General features: G+C 39.6%; 20 protein-coding genes. 17 read left to right on the top strand and 3 right to left on the bottom strand.

Annotation, left to right across the window (positions count from 1 at the left end; all coding sequences use genetic code 11):
* Positions 1-80 precede the first annotated feature (80 nt).
* The 6 genes from purE to purB all read left to right on the top strand — a co-directional run bounded on the left by purE (position 81) and on the right by purB (position 7,038).
* Positions 81-572: a 5-(carboxyamino)imidazole ribonucleotide mutase gene (gene purE / locus AX662_RS07955; protein ID WP_006150912.1), complete on the top strand. Its 492-nt coding sequence runs from the start codon at positions 81-83 to the stop codon at positions 570-572.
* Entirely contained in the window at positions 559-1,650 is a 1,092-nt protein-coding gene (gene purK / locus AX662_RS07950; RefSeq protein ID WP_060972126.1) for a 5-(carboxyamino)imidazole ribonucleotide synthase, read from the top strand. Before purE ends, purK begins: the two co-directional genes overlap by 14 nt.
* The gene (locus AX662_RS07945; protein WP_060972125.1) at positions 1,651-2,601 is read left to right on the top strand and encodes a ketopantoate reductase family protein; all 951 of its coding nucleotides are present in this window, start codon (positions 1,651-1,653) and stop codon (positions 2,599-2,601) included.
* A 616-nt stretch (positions 2,602-3,217) separates the two neighbouring features.
* The gene (locus AX662_RS10780) at positions 3,218-3,787 is read left to right on the top strand and encodes a hypothetical protein (RefSeq protein WP_197414693.1); all 570 of its coding nucleotides are present in this window, start codon (positions 3,218-3,220) and stop codon (positions 3,785-3,787) included.
* 216 nt (positions 3,788-4,003) lie between these two features.
* A complete protein-coding gene (locus AX662_RS07935) occupies positions 4,004-5,743 on the top strand; it encodes a KAP family P-loop NTPase fold protein (protein WP_060972123.1) in 1,740 nt (579 codons plus the stop codon).
* The gene (purB, locus tag AX662_RS07930; RefSeq protein WP_060972122.1) at positions 5,740-7,038 is read left to right on the top strand and encodes an adenylosuccinate lyase; all 1,299 of its coding nucleotides are present in this window, start codon (positions 5,740-5,742) and stop codon (positions 7,036-7,038) included. Before AX662_RS07935 ends, purB begins: the two co-directional genes overlap by 4 nt.
* Positions 7,039-7,912: 874 nt before the next feature.
* Here purB and argS read toward each other — a convergent pair.
* Complete coding sequence (gene argS / locus AX662_RS07925; RefSeq protein ID WP_045772358.1) at positions 7,913-9,604, bottom strand: arginine--tRNA ligase; 1,692 nt, start codon at positions 9,602-9,604, stop codon at positions 7,913-7,915.
* Positions 9,605-9,758: 154 nt separating this feature from the next.
* On the opposite strand from argS, the gene argR reads away from it, so the two are divergent.
* From argR to mutS, 3 genes are read left to right on the top strand one after another with little or no spacing between them, the layout of a single operon-like run.
* Positions 9,759-10,187 carry an arginine repressor gene (argR, locus tag AX662_RS07920; protein WP_171963598.1) on the top strand — a complete coding sequence of 143 codons (429 nt, stop codon included), beginning with the start codon at positions 9,759-9,761 and terminating at the stop codon, positions 10,185-10,187.
* Positions 10,187-10,546: a YlbF family regulator gene (locus tag AX662_RS07915; RefSeq protein WP_049545554.1), complete on the top strand. Its 360-nt coding sequence runs from the start codon at positions 10,187-10,189 to the stop codon at positions 10,544-10,546. Before argR ends, AX662_RS07915 begins: the two co-directional genes overlap by 1 nt.
* Positions 10,539-13,097 (top strand): DNA mismatch repair protein MutS, encoded by a 2,559-nt coding sequence (mutS, locus tag AX662_RS07910; protein ID WP_060972121.1) that lies wholly within the window; start codon positions 10,539-10,541, stop codon positions 13,095-13,097. The genes AX662_RS07915 and mutS overlap by 8 nt, the downstream gene beginning before the upstream one ends.
* 33 nt (positions 13,098-13,130) lie before the next feature.
* Here the strand turns inward: mutS and AX662_RS07905 are convergent, their stop codons facing one another.
* Both AX662_RS07905 and AX662_RS07900 read right to left on the bottom strand, forming a co-directional pair.
* Complete coding sequence (locus AX662_RS07905) at positions 13,131-13,586, bottom strand: DUF3021 domain-containing protein (protein ID WP_060972120.1); 456 nt, start codon at positions 13,584-13,586, stop codon at positions 13,131-13,133.
* Positions 13,583-14,020 carry a LytTR family DNA-binding domain-containing protein gene (locus AX662_RS07900; protein WP_060972119.1) on the bottom strand — a complete coding sequence of 146 codons (438 nt, stop codon included), beginning with the start codon at positions 14,018-14,020 and terminating at the stop codon, positions 13,583-13,585. Before AX662_RS07900 ends, AX662_RS07905 begins: the two co-directional genes overlap by 4 nt.
* A gap of 178 nt (positions 14,021-14,198) precedes the next feature.
* Between AX662_RS07900 and AX662_RS07895 the strand changes: the two genes are divergently transcribed.
* From AX662_RS07895 to spx, 8 genes are all read left to right on the top strand, one after another.
* Entirely contained in the window at positions 14,199-14,504 is a 306-nt protein-coding gene (locus AX662_RS07895; RefSeq protein WP_060972118.1) for a hypothetical protein, read from the top strand.
* 51 nt (positions 14,505-14,555) lie between these two features.
* Positions 14,556-16,493, top strand: a complete 1,938-nt coding sequence (gene mutL / locus AX662_RS07890) for a DNA mismatch repair endonuclease MutL (RefSeq protein WP_060972117.1) — start codon at positions 14,556-14,558, stop codon at positions 16,491-16,493.
* A 130-nt stretch (positions 16,494-16,623) separates the two neighbouring features.
* Positions 16,624-16,845: a hypothetical protein gene (locus AX662_RS07885; RefSeq protein WP_013989914.1), complete on the top strand. Its 222-nt coding sequence runs from the start codon at positions 16,624-16,626 to the stop codon at positions 16,843-16,845.
* Between the two features lie 157 nt (positions 16,846-17,002).
* Positions 17,003-17,593, top strand: a complete 591-nt coding sequence (gene ruvA, locus AX662_RS07880) for a Holliday junction branch migration protein RuvA (protein ID WP_013989915.1) — start codon at positions 17,003-17,005, stop codon at positions 17,591-17,593.
* Positions 17,594-17,601: 8 nt separating this feature from the next.
* Positions 17,602-18,156 (top strand): DNA-3-methyladenine glycosylase I, encoded by a 555-nt coding sequence (locus tag AX662_RS07875; protein ID WP_060972116.1) that lies wholly within the window; start codon positions 17,602-17,604, stop codon positions 18,154-18,156.
* 96 nt (positions 18,157-18,252) lie between these two features.
* Positions 18,253-19,518, top strand: coding sequence for a competence/damage-inducible protein A (locus tag AX662_RS07870; protein WP_060972115.1), 1,266 nt, complete (start codon positions 18,253-18,255; stop codon positions 19,516-19,518).
* Positions 19,519-19,558: 40 nt separating this feature from the next.
* Positions 19,559-20,698 (top strand): recombinase RecA, encoded by a 1,140-nt coding sequence (recA, locus tag AX662_RS07865; RefSeq protein ID WP_002889600.1) that lies wholly within the window; start codon positions 19,559-19,561, stop codon positions 20,696-20,698.
* A 168-nt stretch (positions 20,699-20,866) separates the two neighbouring features.
* Positions 20,867-21,265 (top strand): transcriptional regulator Spx, encoded by a 399-nt coding sequence (gene spx / locus AX662_RS07860; protein ID WP_002886328.1) that lies wholly within the window; start codon positions 20,867-20,869, stop codon positions 21,263-21,265.
* Positions 21,266-21,492 lie beyond the last annotated feature (227 nt).

The raw sequence follows: 21,492 nt of genomic DNA, 5'->3' as shown, positions 1-21,492 counted from the left end.
TCAAAGTTTAGGAATGAAACCGAAGGTTTGCTTCCGTCCCCACCACCTAAGACCATTATCAAAAAAGAAAAGGAAAAATTATGACTAAACCAGTAATTTCCATCATCATGGGCTCAAAATCCGACTGGGCAACCATGCAAAAAGCCGCTGAAGTCCTCGACAACTTCGGCGTCGCTTACGAAAAGAAAGTTGTTTCCGCACACCGGACGCCGGACCTCATGTTCAAACATGCCGAAGAAGCACGTAGCCGTGGCATCAAGGTCATCATCGCTGGTGCTGGTGGCGCTGCTCACTTGCCAGGTATGGTTGCTGCTAAAACAACCCTTCCAGTCATCGGAGTGCCAGTCAAATCACGTGCTCTTAGCGGTGTAGATTCGCTCTATTCTATCGTTCAGATGCCGGGTGGTGTACCTGTCGCAACCATGGCTATCGGTGAAGCTGGTGCGACTAACGCTGCCCTCTTTGCCCTCCGTCTCCTCTCAGTAGAAGACAAGGCCATTGCAGATGCACTTGCTAACTTTGCTGAAGAACAAGGAAAAATCGCAGAGGAGTCTACAAATGAGCTCAACTAAAACCATTGGTATCATCGGTGGTGGCCAACTCGGTCAGATGATGGCTATCTCAGCTATCTACATGGGCCACAAGGTTATTACCCTTGATCCTGCAGCAGATTGTCCATCTTCTCGTGTGTCTGAGGTCATCGTGGCACCCTACGATGACGTAGACGCCCTTCGCCAGTTGGCGGACCGCTGTGATGTTCTCACTTATGAGTTTGAAAATGTCGACGCTGACGGCCTTGACGCTGTTATCAAAGACGGCCAGCTCCCACAAGGAACAGACCTGCTTCGCATTTCGCAAAACCGTATCTTTGAGAAAGACTTCCTCTCAAACAAGGCTCAAGTGAGAGTTGCTCCTTACAAGGTTGTGACATCTAGCCTTGATTTGGAAGATATTGACCTTTCTAAAAAATACGTCCTCAAGACAGCGACAGGTGGTTACGATGGCCACGGTCAAAAAGTCATCACATCAGCCGACGATTTGGAAGAGGCAAATGCCCTTGCTAACTCGGCCGAGTGTGTCTTAGAAGAGTTCGTTAACTTCGACCTTGAGATTTCGGTCATCGTGTCTGGTAATGGCAAGGATGTGACGGTTTTCCCAGTTCAGGAAAATATCCATCGCAACAATATCCTCTCTAAAACCATCGTTCCTGCTCGCATTCCTGACAGTCTAGCTGAGAAAGCTAAAGCTATGGCAGTGAAGATTGCTGAGCAACTTAACCTCTCTGGTACCCTCTGTGTGGAAATGTTTGCGACAGCTGATGACATCATCGTCAACGAAATCGCACCCCGTCCACACAATTCAGGGCACTACTCAATCGAAGCCTGTGACTTTTCACAGTTTGACACGCATATCTTGGGCGTTCTCGGAGCACCACTTCCAGCAATCAACCTCCATGCGCCAGCTGTCATGCTCAACGTCCTCGGCCAACACGTCGAAGCAGCTGAGCGTTATGTCACAGAAAATCCAAGCGCCCACCTCCACATGTATGGTAAACTAGAAGCGAAGCACAACCGCAAAATGGGGCATGTGACTTTGTTTAGTGATGAACCAGATAGTGTGGTTGAGTTTGGGAAAGGAATTGATTTTTAGGTGAGAATAGCAATCCTAGGACTCGGAGTTATCGGGACCACTTACGCCTACGCTTTTCAAAAAGTAGGTCATAAAGTAGAACACGTACTGAGAGACAGTAAGAAAAACAATGTTCCCCAAAAACTCTCGGTTGATTTGCTAGATGGTCGCTATCATTCCAAAGGTGAAAACAAACACGACACCTATGAGGTTCGTTTGGCAGAAGCTGATTCGGAATATGATTTCATTTTTCTGAGTGTTCGTCATGGCTTTGTCAAAGAAGCTGTGGAAACCTTGCGAAAAAATAATATCAAAGGCACCCTCGTTTTCTTCTGCAATTTCTGGAATACACGAAAAGAGGTTCAAGAGTGGGCAGGAGATTACGACTATATTCTGGCTTTTCCGACAGCGGGCGGTCATATGCATGAGGACCATTTGGATGGTGTCTTGTTCGACCATTTAATGCTAGAAGGTGAGCAAAAAGCAGACATTTCTAACTATGCTGATCTGACAGATTTATTGACTTCTGCAGATTTGAAGTGGGAAGTTCCTCATGATATGGTCGAGTGGATTTGGATTCACATGGCGATTAATGCGGGTGTTACTTCGACAGCTGCTCGTTCAGGAAATTTGGAAAATCCAGAACAGCTGGCTCTGAATTTGATGAATAGTTCTTCGGAATTGTCATTGGCCATCAAGGCCATTCGAGAGGCTTTGAAAGTCGTAGAAGCGCGTGGCGTAAATTTGAAGCTTTATAAGGCAGAACTCTTGCCATACAAAATTCCCGCTTGGATTGCAGGAAAAGCCATGAAAGTCATGTTTGCGAAAAATGAGCTGACTCGAAAAATTATGACCTTACACAATGATAAACAGGATATTTTCTACTGTTGTCAAAGTGTCTATCAGACAGGTCAGGAGTTAGGTGTTGAGATGCCCATTCTTGAAGCAAATATGAAGGGGATTTCGCTGTAGGAGGTTTTATGATTCAACTATTACTGTTAATAGTATTTATTTAGTTTATATCTTCGCTATTCTTCTTTAAAACGTCATTGTTATGAAAAAGAAAAGCGAGTTGATTATAATTTTCCTAAATTAGTGAATGAAGTAATTACAATTAAGAAAAGTTAAAAGGTAGACCTTGGTGGAGAAATATAAAGCTTATTTTAAAAACGGTAACATTGACATAGAACATACTATTTTAATAATTTATAGTTTATGTTGGGGAGCGCCATTTATTATAAATAAACTAGGATATATATGGTTGTTATATATTTCTCGGGCATATCATAGTGTATTACTATTATTTTTTGTTTCCTTAGTACTTTTAGTAATAAATGGGTATATATTATATATTGTTATAAGAAAGTTTTTGAAGGCTATAAGACAAAGAAAGATAGCCTTTATATTAATAATTTTTTACCTGTTCATAGCGTTCTTGCAAGCAACAGTGTTCTGGCTAGGTTTTACTTTTTTAAATGTTACCATATTGTTTAACAACCTCTCTCCATCTTACGAGGGGATAAGAACTATCCTAGTTTATCTTGAAAAGTATAGTCAATTATATTCAAAAATGGTTAATAGTTTTGAGATGGTAGCTCGTTCTGGGGCCTTTATCCCAGGTTTCATAGCGTTTTCTATGATGTTAAATATTGTGGTTCCTCAGAAATATCAGAAGGTTGACTTATCTTGGAAAGATAAAGTTATGCGTTTTTTATGGAAAGTAGCAGGTTTGTTAATTCCAATCACGATTCTTTTCATTTTTTCAGCTATAAATAAGAGTACATTTACAGTTGTAGGTACAGTGGTAGCTGTACTTACATGGTTTGTTAATCCAGTTCATAGAGCAAGTCTATTTATTAGGGATTTAAAGATATCTGAAGATGACTTCAAACCTAGAATAATAAATAATTCAAAAATGTTACAGCTTATACTTGGCTTGGTTGTTACATCAATGGGGATAAGTGTCTACTTTTTTGAAAAACAAAATTGGTTAGCTAGATTTTTTATATCGGCATCCATATTCTTTATCTTAATTGTTATTATACTTATCTATCAATTTATTGTTAATAGGAAGAAAACTGAGTGGATAACAAAAAACTTTAAGAAAGAAGTAGCCATTGAGTTAATCGAGCTAGATAATATAAAGCAGGATGAATAAAAAAGAAAGAAACAGGGGAAATCGTATTATCGATATTGTGGGCTACATAACTAATTAGCTAACAGAAGTTGCAGAGTGATATATACCAGAAGATTTAAGTCTTTGCTTTTGCATATATATAACTAGAAGTAGGGCGTAGTATAATTGTTTGTGCAACTTTGTTTCAGTGATTTTCCAGATAATATGGTTGAGTTTGTGAAAGGAATAGAATTTTAGATGACAAATCCTATCTATGGAACTTTAATTGATAGTCCAGCAGAGGAAGATTTATTCAATATAAAAAACTATGTAGGTGGACTAACAAGTTTTATTAGTGAATGTAAGACACCTATGACAATTTCAATTCAAGGAAATTGGGGAACTGGTAAAACCAGTATTATGAAGCAAGTTGAATCAAAATTAGACTCTGAAAAAATTAAAAGTATATTTTTTAACACGTGGCAGTATTCTCAATTTAATTCTGATAATGATTTAACAATTGCTTTAATAACAGAGTTGGTAACGTTTTTAGCTAGTTTATTGCCAGAAAAGGCAGAAAATAGAGAGTTGTTAAGCAAAACTTTTGGCTTAATTTCAAATATTGCTATTGGAGTGACTGCTACGATACTTGAAAATGCAACGTCAGGTTTTATAAATTTAGAAGGTGTCTCGGAAAAAATAAAAAATAAAGCAAATGGAAGATTTAGTTATGATGGTATTATCTCATTGAGAGAATTGAATCAATCTTTTAGAGATTTAGTAAAAAAAGTTATTGAGACAGAAGAGATAGATAGAATTGTTTTCTTTATTGATGATCTTGATCGCCTACACCCTTCTAAAGCAGTAGAGGTTCTCGAAGTGTTAAAATTATTTCTAGAAAGCGAGTACTGTGTTTTTGTTCTAGCGATTGATTATAATGTAGTTGTTAAAGGTATAAAAAATAAGTATAATGGCGAGATAGATGATGAAAAAGGAGATTATTTTTTTGAAAAACTAATTCAAGTTCCTTTTACTGTACCAGTGCATAATTATGACATCGAGAATTATATTGAAAAATTATTGGATAATCTGATTATTGTTGGTAAAGATAACCAAAATAATGATAACCAAAATACTGATAGCTTTAGTTCTTCTGTACTCCCAATTATTTTAAAATCAGTAGGTAAACACCCCCGAAATATAAAGAGACTTCTCAATTCATTCAGCCTACTTCTTCGTATTCAAGACTCCAATAAAAAAGTATCTAGAGAAAGATTGCTGGCAGTATTGTGTCTTCAGACAAGTTATAAAGAAGTGTTTTTCTTTTTGAGTGAAAGTGATGCTGAGAATATAACAGAAAGATTTAATAGCTTGAAGGAGACTTCTGAATCATTTGCAGAAGGAGAGATAGACAAACCAGAAGGTTTCGATGATTTTATGAATGAGTTCCAGAAAATTTTTGAGGACGATAATATTTTAAATTCAGAGGCCTTAAAATTAAGTCTAAATATATCTGAAGCTGTATCAAGCGGTAAAAAAGAAGAGGATAGTGACTCTAAATATATCGATTTTTGGAGTGGTTTTTCTCAATATCTAAAGAATCGTGATAATTTCGAATTTAGACATAGTGGAAATAAGGTTTCTTCAAAATATTATAGGGTTATTAGTACAGAATCTTCAAAACTGCATTGTGAGTTTAGAGTAAATAAAAATTCTATAGGATTAGTTTATGGTGATGTAAAAGATGAAAAGTTAAATGAGTATTTAAGACATAAAGAGGATGAAATTAAATCTAAATTTATAGATGATATAGTCAGTATCCGTGATTGGAAAAATGATCCTAAAAATAATTATAATCGTATTCCTGGAGTGACTATAACTAACAATAGATTAGGTATTGGTGGGTATAGCAATTATGAATTAATTTACGAGTGGTTCTATACAACTTTAATGACTGTAGTAAAGTATATTAATGAATTAAAGGAGAAACAACAATGATCGAACGTTACTCTCGCCCAGAAATGGCGAACATTTGGAGTGAAGAAAATAAATACCGTGCTTGGCTTGAGGTGGAAATCTTAGCTGACGAGGCATGGGCTGAGTTGGGAGAAATTCCTAAGGAAGATGTGGCTTTGATTCGTGAAAAAGCGGACTTTGATATCGACCGTATTCTTGAAATCGAGCAGCAAACTCGTCACGATGTGGTTGCCTTCACACGTGCGGTTTCTGAGACTCTTGGTGAAGAGCGTAAGTGGGTTCACTATGGGTTGACATCTACTGACGTGGTAGATACTGCCTATGGTTACCTCTACAAACAAGCTAACGACATCATCCGCAAGGACCTTGAAAACTTCCTCAACATCATCGCTGACAAAGCGAAAGAACACAAGTTCACTATCATGATGGGTCGTACCCACGGTGTGCACGCTGAGCCGACAACTTTTGGTCTTAAATTGGCGACTTGGTACAGCGAAATGAAACGTAACATCGAGCGTTTCGAGCATGCTGCTGTTGGTGTGGAAGCTGGTAAGATTTCTGGTGCGGTTGGTAACTTTGCCAACATCCCACCATTCGTTGAAAAATACGTCTGCGACAAACTTGGTATCCGTGCTCAAGAAATCTCAACACAGGTACTTCCTCGTGACCTTCACGCTGAGTACTTTGCAGTTCTTGCTAGCATCGCAACTTCTATCGAGCGTATGGCGACTGAGATCCGTGGTCTTCAAAAATCAGAACAACGTGAAGTGGAAGAGTTCTTTGCCAAAGGTCAAAAAGGGTCTTCAGCAATGCCTCACAAACGTAACCCTATCGGTTCTGAAAATATGACAGGTCTTGCACGTGTTATCCGTGGTCACATGGTAACAGCTTATGAAAATGTCTCACTCTGGCATGAACGTGATATCTCTCACTCATCAGCGGAGCGTATCATCACACCAGACACAACCATCTTGATTGACTACATGCTCAACCGATTTGGAAACATCGTTAAGAACTTGACAGTCTTCCCAGAAAACATGATCCGCAACATGAACTCTACGTTTGGTTTGATTTTCAGTCAACGTGCGATGCTTACTTTGATTGAAAAAGGCATGACGCGTGAGCAAGCTTACGACCTTGTTCAACCAAAGACTGCCCAATCATGGGATAACCAAGTAGACTTCAAACCGCTTCTTGAAGCAGATCCAGAAGTAACTTCACGTCTCACTCAAGAAGAAATCGACGAGATTTTCAACCCTGTTTACTACACTAAACGTGTTGATGAGATCTTCGAACGCATCGGTTTGGGTGACTAATCTAAACAAAATAGCAAAAAGCAGGGCAGACCTGCTTTTTTTGATGGTGACATTTATGTCACTATTTTTGTTCTCTTTTCAGCCGTATAATAGAGTCATCGCTAGAAAACTGTCAGGAAGGAGAAGTTAGCCATCTTAAAAGGACGATTTAACTATTTACCGGAACTAAGCCTCCTAATAGTAGGCATTGCTTATAGTATCATCCGTATCATGAATGATTTTGGAAGTATCAAAGCCCCCTCTTGGTTTTTAGATATGGATATTCCTAGTGGTTCCTTACTGTTACTTATTTTACTTATTATTTTAAAAAGTGATGTAAGATAATAATTTCTTAAGTTACCTTTAAGCTTATTAAGGTATATTATAACCATCCTAATAAAGCAGCTAGCTTTGGTGAGCTAGCAGTAAACAAAACTTTTCATAACAAATCTCCCCGAAGAAAGTCTAGAAATCTAGGCTTTTTTCTTCTTTTTTGAGGTTTTATTAGGATATTTTAAGAAAATACTTGAAAACCCTTCCAAAACAAGGTAATATAGTTATATAAAGATTCTATTGGACAAGCGGTCACCTTGGAGGATTAGGAAGAAGAGGTTGGAAAGCCTGTACAATCGTATCTTTTCAGTGGTCTCTGGGCTGCTGTGAAAATCCCTTTGGGGATTTTTTTCTGCGATTTAAGGTTTCTTTAAGGTAGGGAGGTTATACTTTAAGTCTCCTAAATAACTTTTACTGAACCTTGTTCAGTAAGTCTCGTTGGCTTACACTTTTTGTGAACAACGAACTTTTCTTTTTCATAATCTCCAAAAGAGCTCAACACCATGTGTTGGGTTCTTTTTTTGGTTACTAAAAAAACGCCCTTAGGCGTTTTAAATATGGCTTACATCTCGTCTGGAGCTTCAACACCGAGAAGGCGAAGGGCTTCTTTGAGGACTGTTGCTGTTGCGTAGCAAAGAGCCAAACGGCTGTCACGTTCTGGGCTTTCGTCCAAGATACGTGTGTGCGCGTAGTATTTGTTGAAAGCTTGGGCCAAGCTGATAGCAAATTTAGCAACGATAGATGGTTCAAAGTTATCTGATGCACGGTTGATGATACGTGGGAAGTCTTGGATGAGTTTGATGATTTCCCAGCTTTCAACGTCGTTTAAGCTGTATGTGGCATCTGCAGATGGCGTGAAGTCAGCCTTGCGCAAGATAGATTGGATACGAGCGTGAGCATACTGTACGTAAGGTCCAGTTTCTCCCTCGAAGGATACCATGGCATCAAGGTCGAAGTCATAACCATTCATGCGGTCTGTTTTAAGGTCGTAGAACTTGATAGCTCCGACACCAACAGCGTGGGCAACAGCTTCCTTGTTAGGCAAGTTTGGATTCTTAGCTTCGATTTGAGCTTGAGCACGGTTAACAGCTTCAGCGATAGTTGGCTCAAGTAAGATAACGTTACCCTTACGAGTTGACAATTTCTTACCGTTCTTAGTTACTAGACCAAAGGCAACGTGAGTCATGTCGTCAGACCAGTCGTAACCCATTTCTTTAAGAACAGCTTTCAACTGTTTGAAGTGGGCAGATTGTTCATTACCAACCACATAGATGGCTTTGGCAAAGTCGTAAGTACGTTTACGGTAGAGGGCAGCAGCCAAGTCACGTGTGATGTAAAGAGTTGCACCATCTGATTTTTTGATGAGGGCTGGGTGTTCGATACCGTATTTTTCAAGGTTAACCACTTGGGCACCTTGAGATTCTTGGAGAAGTCCTTTTTCTGTCAAGATGTCAACGACTTCATCCATCTTATCATTGTAGAAAGCTTCACCGTTGTAGCTATCAAATGAAACACCAAGTTCATCATAGAGACGGTTGAATTCTACTAAGCTTTCGTCACGGAACCATTGCCAGAGGGCAGTTGCTTCCTCGTCACCAGCTTCCAATTTACGGAACCATTCACGAGCTTCTTCGTCTACAGAAGGGTCTTCTTCAGCTTCAGCATTGATACGCACATAAAGTTGAAGAAGTTCATTGATAGGGTTGGCTTTGACAGCTTCCTCGCTACCCCATTTCTTATAGGCAACAATAAGCATACCAAACTGTTTACCCCAGTCACCCAAGTGATTGATGCGGACTGGTTTGTAGCCTTGTTTAGCCACGATGTTGGCAAGAGCGTCAGCGATAACTGTTGAACGCAAGTGACCGATAGAGAAAGGTTTAGCGATGTTAGGACTAGACATATCAAAGGCAATGTTACGTCCGTGACCGATGTTTTGGTCAGCGTAGTGGCTGCCTTGAGCGATGACTTGTCCAAGAACGTCCGCCGAGATTTTTGATTTATCAAGGAAGAAGTTGATGTAAGGACCAACAGCTTCAACTTTTTCAAAGTTTGAAGCATCAATTTTTTCAGCGATGTCTGCTGCAATCATTTGAGGGGCCTTGCGCAAGACTTTTGCCAATGAGAAGGCAGGGAAGGCAAGGTCCCCCATGTCAGCATTTTTAGGGGTTTCAAGCAGATTTTGAATGTTTTCTTGCTCCAATTCGGGAACAACTTTGGCAATTTCTGCTGCAATGAGTTCTTTAGTATTCATAGGTACTCCATTTCAAATCTTGTCATTCATACCTATTTTACCATTATTTTAGTTAATAGGGTAGGGACAAGAAAGCATCTATTAGGAAGTATTTCATGAAAAAATACAAAAATTCTGTTATAATATGCAAGGAATATACATAAAAAGAGGAAAGATAATGAAGAGAGATCGTCAAGCTGTTATCAAACAGATGATTTCAAGAGATAAGATTGGGACACAAGAGGAAATTAAGCAACGCCTAGAGGCGGAAGGTATCACGGTTACACAGGCTACCTTGTCACGTGATTTGCGTGAGATTGGCCTGTTGAAGCTTCGTGATGAGGAAGGTAAACTTTACTATAGTTTGTCTGAGCATGTGCTTTCAAGTTTGGATCCTACGGTTAAGGACTATGTCAAATCAGTTTCCCGTGCCCAGTTTATGCTGGTTCTCCATACAGAATTGGGTGAAGCAGATGTTTTGGCTAACCTGATTGATAGTGACGGCAATCCTGAAATTTTAGGAACCGTTGCTGGCGCAGATACCCTATTGGTAATCTGTAAGGACGCAGTGGTTGCTGAAAGATTGGAAAGTGAGTTTCACTGATGAAGACTCCCCATCAGGATTTCCAAAAAGCCAAAGAAGAGTTAATCGACCTCCTCAAACACCATGAGGCGGTTCTTGCTTTTCAAGAGGCTGAGAAAGCTATTGGACAGATCCCTCAGATTAGTTCTCTGGCTGGACAGATGAAGGCCTATCAACAAGAAGCGGTGCTTTTTCAAAAAATTGAGAAACAACGTGCCTATGAGGAGGCAGGTGAGCAGGCAGATTTGATTCAGAATGAGTTGGAAAATTTGCCCATTGTTCAGGATTACCGTCAAAAGATGCAAGATGCCAGTGACTTGATTCAATATGTGACCAAGTCAATCGAAGAAAAGATTAACGAGGAGTTAAGACATGGCTAAGGAAAAAATATCTCCAGGAATGCAGCAGTATTTGGATATCAAGGAAAATTATCCAGATGCTTTTTTGCTGTTTCGGATGGGGGATTTTTACGAATTATTTTACGATGATGCCGTTAAGGCTGCTCAAATTTTGGAAATTAGCCTAACCAGTCGTAATAAGAACGCAGATAATCCCATTCCTATGGCAGGTGTTCCTTATCATTCGGCTCAAGCCTATATTGATGTCTTGGTTGAGATGGGCTACAAAGTAGCCATTGCTGAGCAGATGGAGGACCCTAAACAGGCTGTTGGCGTGGTTAAGCGTGAGGTAGTTCAGGTTATCACGCCAGGGACAGTGGTTGACAGCTCTAAACCTGATAATGCCAACAATTTCTTAGTAGCCATTGACAAGGTTGGAAGTCGATTCGGCCTAGCCTATATGGATGTATCAACGGGTGAATTTTTTGCGACAGAGTTGGATGATTTTAGTTCAGTTTGCAGTGAAATTCAGAATCTTAAGGCACGTGAAGTAGTCGTTGGGTATGATTTACCTGAAGCTGATGAACAAGTTTTGGTGAAGCAACTCAACCTGCTTCTCTCCAAGGAAACAGAGGTTTACAATGATGTCCACTTGATTGACACTAGTTTGACAGATTTGGAAAGCAGTGTGGCTGGTAAACTTCTCCAGTATGTGCACCGTACTCAGATGCGTGAGCTTAGTCATTTACAAAAGGCTCAGCACTATGAGATTAAGGATTACTTGCAGATGTCCTATGCGACCAAGTCAAGTTTGGATTTACTTGAAAATGCTAGAACGGGCAAGAAACACGGATCTCTTTTCTGGCTCTTGGATGAAACCAAGACAGCTATGGGAATGCGTCTCTTGCGAACTTGGATTGATCGTCCTTTAGTGAATCAAGCCACTATCACCGAGCGTCAGAATATTATCCAAGTTTTCTTGGACAATTTCTTTGAGCGTAGTGACTTGACTGAGAGTCTAAAAGGTGTTTACGATATTGAGCGCCTGGCCAGTCGTGTTTCCTTTGGCAAGGCTAATCCAAAAGATTTGATTCAGCTATGTCATACTTTGGCTCAAGTACCGGTGATTAAGGCGATTTTGGAGTCTTTTAATGACGATGCCTTGTCACGTCTTTTACAAGAGTTAGATGCTCTGCCAGAATTAGAGAGTTTGATTCGGTCGGCTATTGATCCTGATGCCCCTGCAACCATTACAGAAGGTGGCATTATCCGTGCTGGTTTTGATGAGACCTTGGACAAGTATCGCAAGGTGATGAGTGAGGGAACCTCATGGATCGCAGATATCGAAGCCAAGGAACGTGAAGCGTCTGGTATTACAACACTAAAGATTGATTATAACCGTAAAGATGGTTATTACTTCCATGTGACCAACTCTAACCTTAGCTTGGTTCCTGACCATTTCTTCCGCAAGGCAACCCTGAAAAATTCAGAGCGCTTTGGAACTGCTGAGTTGGCTAAGATAGAAGGTGAAATGCTTGAGGCGCGTGAAAAATCATCAACGCTGGAATATGATATTTTCATGCGTGTCCGTGAGCAGGTTGAACGCTATATTGACCGTTTGCAATCTTTGGCTAAGGCTATTGCGACAGTCGATGTGCTTCAGAGTCTAGCTGTTGTAGCAGAGACTAATCATTATGTTCGTCCTGTGTTCAATGATGAGCATCGTATTGTTATTGATCAAGGCCGTCATGCAGTGGTTGAGAAGGTTATGGGCGTTCAAGAATACATTCCAAACACCATTACCTTTGACAGTCAGACCAATATTCAGCTCATCACAGGACCAAATATGAGTGGTAAATCCACCTATATGCGTCAGTTAGCCTTGTCAGTAGTTATGGCTCAGATGGGGTCTTACGTGCCAGCAGATAGTATTGACTTGCCAGTTTTTGATGCTATCTATACACGTATTGGTGCTGCAGATGATCTGATTTCAGGTCAGTCGACCTTCATGGTTGAGATGATGGAGGCTAATCAGGCCATTAAGCGGGCGACACCTAATTCCTTGATTATTTTTGATGAGTTGGGACGTGGGACAGCTACCTATGATGGTATGGCCTTAGCTCAGTCTATTATTGAGTTTATTCATGACAAGGTGGGGGCTAAGACCATGTTTGCTACCCATTATCATGAGTTGACAGCCCTGTCAAACAGTTTGACACACCTTGTAAACGTTCATGTGGCGACACTTGAAAAGGACGGTGAAGTGACTTTCCTTCACAAGATTGTCGATGGACCAGCCGACAAATCTTATGGTATTCATGTAGCTAAGATTGCAGGTTTACCAGCAGATTTACTGGAACGTGCTGACACCATCTTGACACAACTAGAGGGCGATACAGTTACCATCCAACCTCAGGAAAAGGTATCGCCTCAAGAGAAATCTGCCACAGAAACGCATGTCAACGAGCAAATCTCTCTCTTTGATGATTTTACTGAAAATCCAGTTCTTCAAGAGTTGCGTGATTTAGATATTTACAACATGACACCTATGCAGGTCATGATGGCTGTAGCAGATTTAAAACAGAAACTATAAAAGAAGCTTGTCAATTGACAGGCTTCTTGTCTTTTATAGGTGTTTCAATTCTTGGTTGAGTTGTTCAATATCCTTTTTCATTTTCCAATAAGAGAAGACCCAAACGAGGAGATAGATAAGGCTGAATTCAATGACTAGCTCCAAGTAGAAAGTTAAACGTAGAGGGAACCATCCGCTGAGGGTAGCTAGTGGAATGAAACCTAGACAGGTCAAGGCGTAGTGAGTGAGGGTTGCACGAAGCAAACTCCATTCAGCTTTACGGAAAATATAACTAGCGATTTCAAAAAGAATACCGATAGCAAACCAAGTGATGAGGCAGTAGGCCAATACTATAGATCCGTGAACCTGATGTGACGTCATCCATTGTCCAATGGCTGAGTGAGGATTTAGAGGCATGTAGCTTGGTGCCCAGATAAGGGACATAATCATAGATACAGCTAATCCAATAAGGATGCCACTTGTGCCTGATTTAAAAAATTGTTTTTTCATTGTAATTTCTCCTTTATTGCTTTGAGGTAACGACGTGATGAGTAGGTAGTTTCCTTGTTTTTAAGGTGAATTTCTACGAGGCCGTTAGGGGTGATGTTGAAGCGTTCAATTTCTTTGAGGTTGACAATCTCTGATTGTGAAATTTTGATAAAGTAAGATGGCAGTTTTTCTAAAACTTGATAGAGACGTAAGCCTAAGGGGTACTCTCCTTGAATAGTTTCAGCTAGAACTTGTCGATTTTCGATGTAAATTCTGGAAATAGCTTTGGGTTCGATAAGATAAGTTTCTCCATCTTTTTTTCCTTTGAGTCGGTGGTTGTCATCCAAACTTTCGACAAACTCGACGACTTGCTGAATCTTTGGCGTCCGACTAGGTGCCTGAATCTGCAACGTCTCTTCTTGAAATACCGAGTCAATATGAACTTTTATTTTCATAACTATCCTTTCTTGTTTGTAATTGAGGAGGCCTCCTCCCTTTCACACCTTTATTAAACACTATTTACTAGCCCACAGCAATAGCACTTGTCTATGTGGTCCTATATGGTGTTTAAGTGGTTGAAAATATTTTAGAAAACCCCTATACTTAATGAAAACGTACTGACGAGGTAATCACATGAAATCTATAATGAAATGGTTAGCAGGAATTTTTCTTGCCTGCAGTCTGATTTTGAGTCTTTTTACACCTTTTGAAAAGGCACTAACACTGAACCTGCTCTTGTTTTATTTCTTTGTTAAGCAGTTTATGGATTCTACAAGCTCGCCTAAAACCTACCAATGGATTTTCCAAATCATCTACCTCTTGATTTTTTCTGGGCTCATTTGCTTCAACCTTCGTCATGGGGATATGATTGTTATAGCCACAGCCTTATCTTGGCTAACAGTTGTGTGTGAGTTATGGTTGTATAGGAAGCATCAGTAACAGTCAGCACCAGTGAATTTATCAACCTTTTAGAAGGGAGAAAAAATAATTATGCCAAAAATCATCGAATTGCCTGAAGTTCTAGCCAACCAGATTGCTGCTGGAGAGGTCGTAGAGCGCCCAGCCAGTGTTGTCAAAGAGTTGGTGGAAAATGCTATTGATGCAGGTAGCACCCAGATTACCATTGAAGTTGAAGAATCAGGCCTCTCAAAAATTCAAATCACAGACAATGGTGAAGGAATGGCTCAATCTGATGTAGCTATGAGTTTGCGCCGTCATGCAACAAGTAAAATCAAAAATCAAGGAGACCTCTTTCGTATTCGAACTCTTGGTTTTCGAGGTGAGGCCCTGCCATCAATAGCTTCTATCAGTCATCTTACCATTGTGACGGCGGCTGATGGAGAAGCCTATGGGACTAAACTGGTTGCCAAGGGTGGGGAAATTGAGAGTCAGGATCCTATTTCAACACCAGTTGGAACAAAGATTACCGTTGAAAACTTATTTTATAACACCCCAGCTCGTCTCAAGTATATGAAGAGTTTACAGGCTGAGTTGGCTCATATTGTTGATGTTGTCAATCGTCTGAGTCTAGCTCATCCCGAAGTTGCCTTCACCTTGCTTAATGACGGTCGTCAGTTGACACAGACCTCAGGTACTGGAGACCTCCGCCAAGCGATTGCCGGGATTTATGGTTTGACAACGGCTAAAAAAATGGTGGAAATTTCAAATTCTGATCTTGATTTTGAAGTTTCTGGCTATGTTAGTCTCCCTGAGTTGACCCGTGCGAATCGTAACTACATCACGATTCTCATTAACGGACGTTATATAAAAAACTTCCTACTTAACCGTGCTATTTTTGATGGTTATGGTTCTAAACTTATGGTAGGGCGCTTCCCTATTGCGGTTATTGATATTCAGATTGATCCTTATTTGGCTGATGTCAATGTTCACCCAACAAAGCAGGAAGTACGTATCTCTAAAGAAAAGGAGCTTATGGCCCTCATCAGCTCTGCCATTGCTCAAAGCCTTAGAGAGCAGGATTTGATTCCGGATGCCCTTGAAAATCTAGCCAAGTCTAGTACTAGAGGTGCAACTAAGCCGGTTCAAACCAGTCTTCCACTCAAACAAACCAATCTTTATTATGATAGCAGTCGTAATGATTTCTTTGTCAAACCAGAGACAGTCCAAGAGGATATCAAACCACTCGTGTCAGAGTCTCCAGTTTCATCGGTAGAAAACAAACCGCAACCTTCTGTTAAACAAGCACAACGTTTAGCAGATGACAGTGATAGTGAACACGAAAAACTTGATTATAAAAACAAGTCGAAAATGAAGCGCATGCTTGAAAATCTGGACAATGAGGAAACCTCAACCTTCCCTGAGTTGGAGTTTTTTGGTCAAATGCATGGAACCTATCTCTTTGCTCAAGGACAAGGTGGACTTTACATCATTGACCAGCATGCTGCCCAAGAACGTGTCAAGTATGAGTACTATCGCGAAAATATTGGTGAGGTTGACAGTAGTTTACAACAGCTTTTGGTTCCCTATCTCTTTGAATTTTCAGGTTCGGATTACATTAGTTTACAAGAAAAAATGCCTCTTCTTAATCAGGTTGGTATCTATTTAGAGCCTTATGGGAATAACACCTTCATTCTTCGTGAACATCCTATCTGGATGAAGGAAGAAGAGATTGAATCTGCAGTCTATGAGATGTGCGACATGCTTCTTTTGACGAATGAAGTGTCTGTTAAGACCTACCGTGCTGAGTTAGCCATCATGATGAGTTGTAAACGTTCAATCAAGGCCAATCATGCTCTCGATGATTACTCTGCGCGTGACCTTCTAGTACAGCTTGCACAGTGTAAAAACCCCTACAATTGCCCTCACGGACGTCCTGTACTTGTCAATTTTACAAAGTCTGATATGGAAAAAATGTTCCGTCGAATTCAAGAAAATCATACTAGTCTACGTGACTTAGGGAAGTATTAAAACTTTTTTTCGTCTTACTTTACGAATAGGAACGTTAGATTTATAATAGTGATGAAGACAAGGAATCTTCTAATGTTTTAGCACATCATTGTAGGATAGTTGACTGATTTTTAAGTTAGGAGGTAGAGTGATGAGACACCTAACAACAACTAATAAACACTTTTTACTTGTTGGCTTAACGTTTTTAGCGACTAGCTTGATTTTCTATATTTTGGCTTGGTTAGGTCGACCAAGTTTGGAGAATACCCTAGTAAATGTTTCTAGCATTGCCTTTACTTTAGGCGTTGTAACATATATTCTATTAGGTCTAAAGATGATTACAGATACTTTAAAGACGAGTAGTCATCCTTAAAATAGAGCAAACAGAATCCACTTTCGAGTGGATTTTTTGTTACAATAGTACAGCAGTGCTTGAGGTGACAAAATAAACACTCAAGACAACTATCTTATAAGTATAAAATAACAAAGCAATCCGTTGAAGATACGAACGAGAAAGGAAATCACACGCTATGTATGATTACATCAAGGGAACTCTAGTGAAAATTACCGCCAAGTATATTGTTATAGAAGCAAACGGCTTAGGCTATATTGTTACTGTAGCGAACCCATATAGTTTTTCTGACCAGATGAATCAGACTATCCAAGTCTACCTTCATCAGGTTATTAGGGATGACGCCCACCTTCTTTTTGGTTTCCATACTGAAGATGAAAAAGAGGTCTTCCTTAAGCTTATTTCAGTTTCTGGAATAGGTCCGACGACTGCTCTAGCCATTGTTGCTGTAGATGATAATCAAGGCTTGGTTGCTGCCATTGATAATAGTGACATCAAGTACTTGATGAAGTTTCCAAAGATTGGTAAAAAGACAGCCCAGCAAATGGTTCTAGACTTGGCAGGGAAATTTGCAGAGTTACCAACAGAAACGACCAAGACGATACCAAGTCAACCTGAAGGGAATCATCAGTTGGATGAGGCTATGGAAGCCTTGCTTGCTCTTGGTTATAAAGCTGCAGAACTTAAGAAAATCAAAGCCTTCTTCGAAGGTACTAATGAAACGGCAGAGCAATACATTAAATCAGCTCTTAAGATGTTGATGAAATGAAGTAAGCAATGGTCAATCGTTGTCGTTGGGTTCCAACAAACAATAAATTATATTGTGATTATCATGACAAGGAGTGGGGAAAGCCTATTGGTGACGATCAAAAACTTTTTGAGCTACTTTGCTTAGAAAGTTATCAGTCAGGGCTTTCTTGGTTAACTGTTTTAAATAAACGTCAGGCCTTTAATCGTGTTTTTCATAACTATGATATTGAGCGTGTTGCCCAGTTTAGACTAAGTGAACTTGAAGAAGCGCTTCAAAATCCGGATATTATTCGTCACAAACTTAAGCTAGAAGCAACCGTAAATAATGCCAAACAAGTACTAAAACTCCAAGATGAATTTGGCTCCCTGTCCCATTATTTTTGGCAGTTCTTTGACGGAAAGCTCTTGATAAATAATGTTCCAACATATAGGGACGTCCCATCATCAACTGATTTATCCCAACAGATTGCCAAAAATCTAAAAAAGAGAGGGTTCAAATTTTTAGGACCAACTACTATATATTCATTTTTACAAGCCGCAGGATTTGTGAATGATCATGAAAATAACTGTGACTTCAAATAAATGAGTAGATTTGATTGACAAGACGAGAAAAACATGTTAGTTTATAAACGAACATGTTTTTGAGATTATTTTACGAATAGTAATATAGGTGAACCAATGAAAGCTGAATTGATTGCAGTAGGAACCGAAATCCTAACCGGGCAAATCACCAATACCAATGCCCAATTTTTATCTGAGAAACTAGCTGAATTAGGAATCGATGTGTATTTTCACACAGCAGTAGGAGACAATGAAAACCGCCTACTCTCAGTTCTAGAACAAGCTAGTAAACGTAGTGATTTAGTCATACTTTGTGGAGGACTTGGTCCTACTGAGGATGACTTAACCAAGCAAACACTGGCTAAGTTTTTAGGCAAAGAACTCGTTTTTGATGAAGAGGCAAGTAAAAAATTGGACAGTTTCTTTGCTACTCGTCCTAAACACACACGAACGCCTAATAATGAACGTCAAGCGCAAATTGTTGAGGGGGCTATCCCCTTGCAAAATCCTACAGGTCTTGCAGTTGGAGGTGTCATTACTACTCAAGGGGTGACCTATGTAGTCCTACCTGGGCCACCAAGTGAACTTAAACCTATGGTGAATCAGGAACTTGTTCCAGCACTTACTGGGAATCACGCAAGTCTTTATTCGAGAGTCCTAAGATTCTTTGGCGTTGGAGAAAGTCAATTGGTGACTATTCTGAAGGATTTTATTGTTAACCAAACAGATCCAACCATAGCTCCATACGCTAAAGTGGGAGAAGTAACACTTCGCTTGTCAACAAAGGCTTCTTCACGAGAAGAAGCGGATCAAAAACTAGATGTTTTAGAAAAACAAATTCGTTCTACTAAAACTCTAGATGGCAAATCCTTATCTGATTTTATTTATGGGTATGGAGAGTCTAATAGTTTAGCCTTTGAAGCTTTTCGTTTGCTTAAGAACCATGGCAAGACTATCACTGCAGCTGAAAGCCTAACAGCAGGTTTATTTCAGGCTAGTATTGCTGATTTTTCAGGAGCCTCACAAGTATTTAAAGGCGGCTTTGTTACTTACAGCATTGAAGAAAAATCTAAAATGTTGGATATTCCCTTGTCGCAACTAGAAAAACATGGTGTTGTCAGTCATTTTACTGCAGAAAAAATGGCTGAAGGTGCCCGAGCTAAAACAGATAGCGATTACGGAATTGCACTTACCGGAGTAGCTGGACCAGATTCATTAGAAGGACACCCAGCAGGTACAGTATTTATTGGTATTGCTGATAGGAATCAAGTAAGGTCAATCAAGGTTGTTATAGGTGGAAGAAGTCGTTCTGACGTTAGATATATTAGTACCCTCTATGCCTTTAACCTAGTTCGCCAAGCTTTATTACAAGAGACAACTTGATTTAAGTTTGTCTTTAACTATAGAAAGAAGAGGAAAATAAGTGGCTAAGAAAACAAAGAAAACAGAAGAAATTACAAAGAAATTTGGAGATGAGCGTCGTAAAGCACTTGATGATGCTTTGAAGAATATTGAAAAAGATTTTGGTAAGGGTGCGGTTATGCGTCTTGGTGAGCGTGCAGAGCAGAAGGTTCAGGTTATGAGCTCAGGCTCGCTAGCTTTGGATATTGCTCTTGGTGCAGGTGGTTATCCTAAAGGTCGTATTATCGAAATTTACGGACCAGAATCATCAGGTAAAACAACTGTAGCCCTCCATGCTGTTGCTCAGACACAAAAAGAAGGTGGAATTGCTGCCTTTATCGATGCAGAACATGCCCTTGACCCTGCTTATGCGGCAGCCCTAGGTGTTAATATCGATGAGCTTCTTTTATCACAACCTGATTCAGGTGAACAAGGTCTCGAAATTGCTGGTAAGCTGATTGACTCTGGTGCAGTTGATTTGGTTGTTGTTGACTCAGTTGCAGCCTTGGTACCTCGTGCAGAAATTGATGGAGATATTGGTGACAGTCATGTTGGGCTTCAAGCGCGTATGATGAGTCAAGCCATGCGTAAGCTATCTGCATCTATTAATAAAACAAAAACAATTGCTATCTTTATTAACCAATTGCGTGAAAAAGTTGGTATTATGTTTGGTAATCCAGAAACGACCCCTGGTGGACGTGCTCTGAAATTCTATGCATCAGTACGTCTTGATGTACGTGGAAATACGCAAATCAAAGGGACTGGTGATAAAAAAGATCAAAATGTTGGTAAGGAAACTAAAATCAAGGTTGTCAAAAACAAGGTTGCCCCACCATTTAAAGAAGCCTTTGTCGAAATTATGTATGGTGAAGGGATTTCACAAACAGGTGAGCTTGTAAAAATCGCTAGTGATTTAGGAATTATTCAAAAAGCCGGAGCATGGTTCTCATATAATGGAGAGAAGATTGGTCAAGGATCTGAAAATGCTAAAAAATATTTGGCAGATCATCCAGATATTTTTGAAGAAATTGATCATAAAGTACGTGTACACTATGGTTTGATTGAACCAGATGAAGAGGATAGTGTTGAAGAAGCACAAGTTGAAGAAACGTCTGATGAACTTGTTTTGGACCTTGATTCAACCATTGAAATTGAAGAATAAGTGTAAAAGAGCCGAAGAGCTCTTTTTCTCTTTGATTTAATCTAAGCAAAAAAAATCTATGATAATTGAAAAAGTCCCCTTAGATTCAAAATAGGTCGCTAGACCGATTTCTTAAACTAAGGACAATGATAAGATAATAGTATCATGTGACAGAAAGAGAGAATTAACATGATTAAGATTTATACAATCTCAAGTTGTACAAGTTGTAAAAAAGCAAAAACATGGTTGAACAACCATCAACTTCCTTATAAAGAACAAAACCTTGGTAAAGAACCACTTACAAAAGAAGAAATCTTAAACATCCTATCAAAAACAGAGAATGGTGTTGAGAGCATTGTTTCATCAAAAAATCGCTATGCTAAAGCTCTAAATTGTGATATCGACGAGCTCAGTGTTAGTGAAGTGATTGATTTGATTCAAGAAAACCCAAGAATCTTGAAAAGTCCAATCTTAATTGATGATAAGAGATTGCAAGTGGGTTATAAAGAAGACGACATCCGTGCGTTCTTACCGCGCTCAATACGAAATGTCGAAAATTCACAAGCTCGCATGCGAGCAGCTCTATAAAAAATGAAAAAAGGAGATACTAGAGATCTTCTTTTTGTTTTCACTTATTGCATAGAAAATAAGTATTGACATTGGCTCACAAACTTGATAGACTAATAAAGTCTCAAGGAAATTGTTCAGTAACTGGAAAAGATTGAAAAAAACTTTAAAAAAGTTATTGACAAGACAAGTGAGAGATGATATTATAAATAAGCTGTTTCGGAAGGGGCGGCGAACACGAGAAGTAA

The sequence above is a fragment of the Streptococcus sp. CCH5-D3 genome (assembly GCF_001556435.1).
In the GTDB taxonomy this organism is placed as follows: domain Bacteria; phylum Bacillota; class Bacilli; order Lactobacillales; family Streptococcaceae; genus Streptococcus.
Note: the sequence above shows the minus strand (reverse complement) of the source record. Positions and strands in the feature narration are given on the sequence as shown.

What these genes read in the sequence shown, in the direction of transcription:
- purE (WP_006150912.1), top strand. Translation starts at nt 81, where the DNA reads ATGACTAAACCAGTAATTTCCATCATCATGGGCTCAAAATCCGACTGG.
- purK (WP_060972126.1), top strand. Translation starts at nt 559, where the DNA reads ATGAGCTCAACTAAAACCATTGGTATCATCGGTGGTGGCCAACTCGGT.
- AX662_RS10780 (WP_197414693.1), top strand. Translation starts at nt 3,218, where the DNA reads ATGGTAGCTCGTTCTGGGGCCTTTATCCCAGGTTTCATAGCGTTTTCT.
- AX662_RS07935 (WP_060972123.1), top strand. Translation starts at nt 4,004, where the DNA reads ATGACAAATCCTATCTATGGAACTTTAATTGATAGTCCAGCAGAGGAA.
- purB (WP_060972122.1), top strand. Translation starts at nt 5,740, where the DNA reads ATGATCGAACGTTACTCTCGCCCAGAAATGGCGAACATTTGGAGTGAA.
- argS (WP_045772358.1), bottom strand. Translation starts at nt 9,604, where the DNA reads ATGAATACTAAAGAACTCATTGCAGCAGAAATTGCCAAAGTTGTTCCC.
- AX662_RS07915 (WP_049545554.1), top strand. Translation starts at nt 10,187, where the DNA reads ATGAAGACTCCCCATCAGGATTTCCAAAAAGCCAAAGAAGAGTTAATC.
- mutS (WP_060972121.1), top strand. Translation starts at nt 10,539, where the DNA reads ATGGCTAAGGAAAAAATATCTCCAGGAATGCAGCAGTATTTGGATATC.
- AX662_RS07905 (WP_060972120.1), bottom strand. Translation starts at nt 13,586, where the DNA reads ATGAAAAAACAATTTTTTAAATCAGGCACAAGTGGCATCCTTATTGGA.
- AX662_RS07900 (WP_060972119.1), bottom strand. Translation starts at nt 14,020, where the DNA reads ATGAAAATAAAAGTTCATATTGACTCGGTATTTCAAGAAGAGACGTTG.
- AX662_RS07895 (WP_060972118.1), top strand. Translation starts at nt 14,199, where the DNA reads ATGAAATCTATAATGAAATGGTTAGCAGGAATTTTTCTTGCCTGCAGT.
- mutL (WP_060972117.1), top strand. Translation starts at nt 14,556, where the DNA reads ATGCCAAAAATCATCGAATTGCCTGAAGTTCTAGCCAACCAGATTGCT.
- AX662_RS07885 (WP_013989914.1), top strand. Translation starts at nt 16,624, where the DNA reads ATGAGACACCTAACAACAACTAATAAACACTTTTTACTTGTTGGCTTA.
- ruvA (WP_013989915.1), top strand. Translation starts at nt 17,003, where the DNA reads ATGTATGATTACATCAAGGGAACTCTAGTGAAAATTACCGCCAAGTAT.
- AX662_RS07875 (WP_060972116.1), top strand. Translation starts at nt 17,602, where the DNA reads ATGGTCAATCGTTGTCGTTGGGTTCCAACAAACAATAAATTATATTGT.
- AX662_RS07870 (WP_060972115.1), top strand. Translation starts at nt 18,253, where the DNA reads ATGAAAGCTGAATTGATTGCAGTAGGAACCGAAATCCTAACCGGGCAA.
- spx (WP_002886328.1), top strand. Translation starts at nt 20,867, where the DNA reads ATGATTAAGATTTATACAATCTCAAGTTGTACAAGTTGTAAAAAAGCA.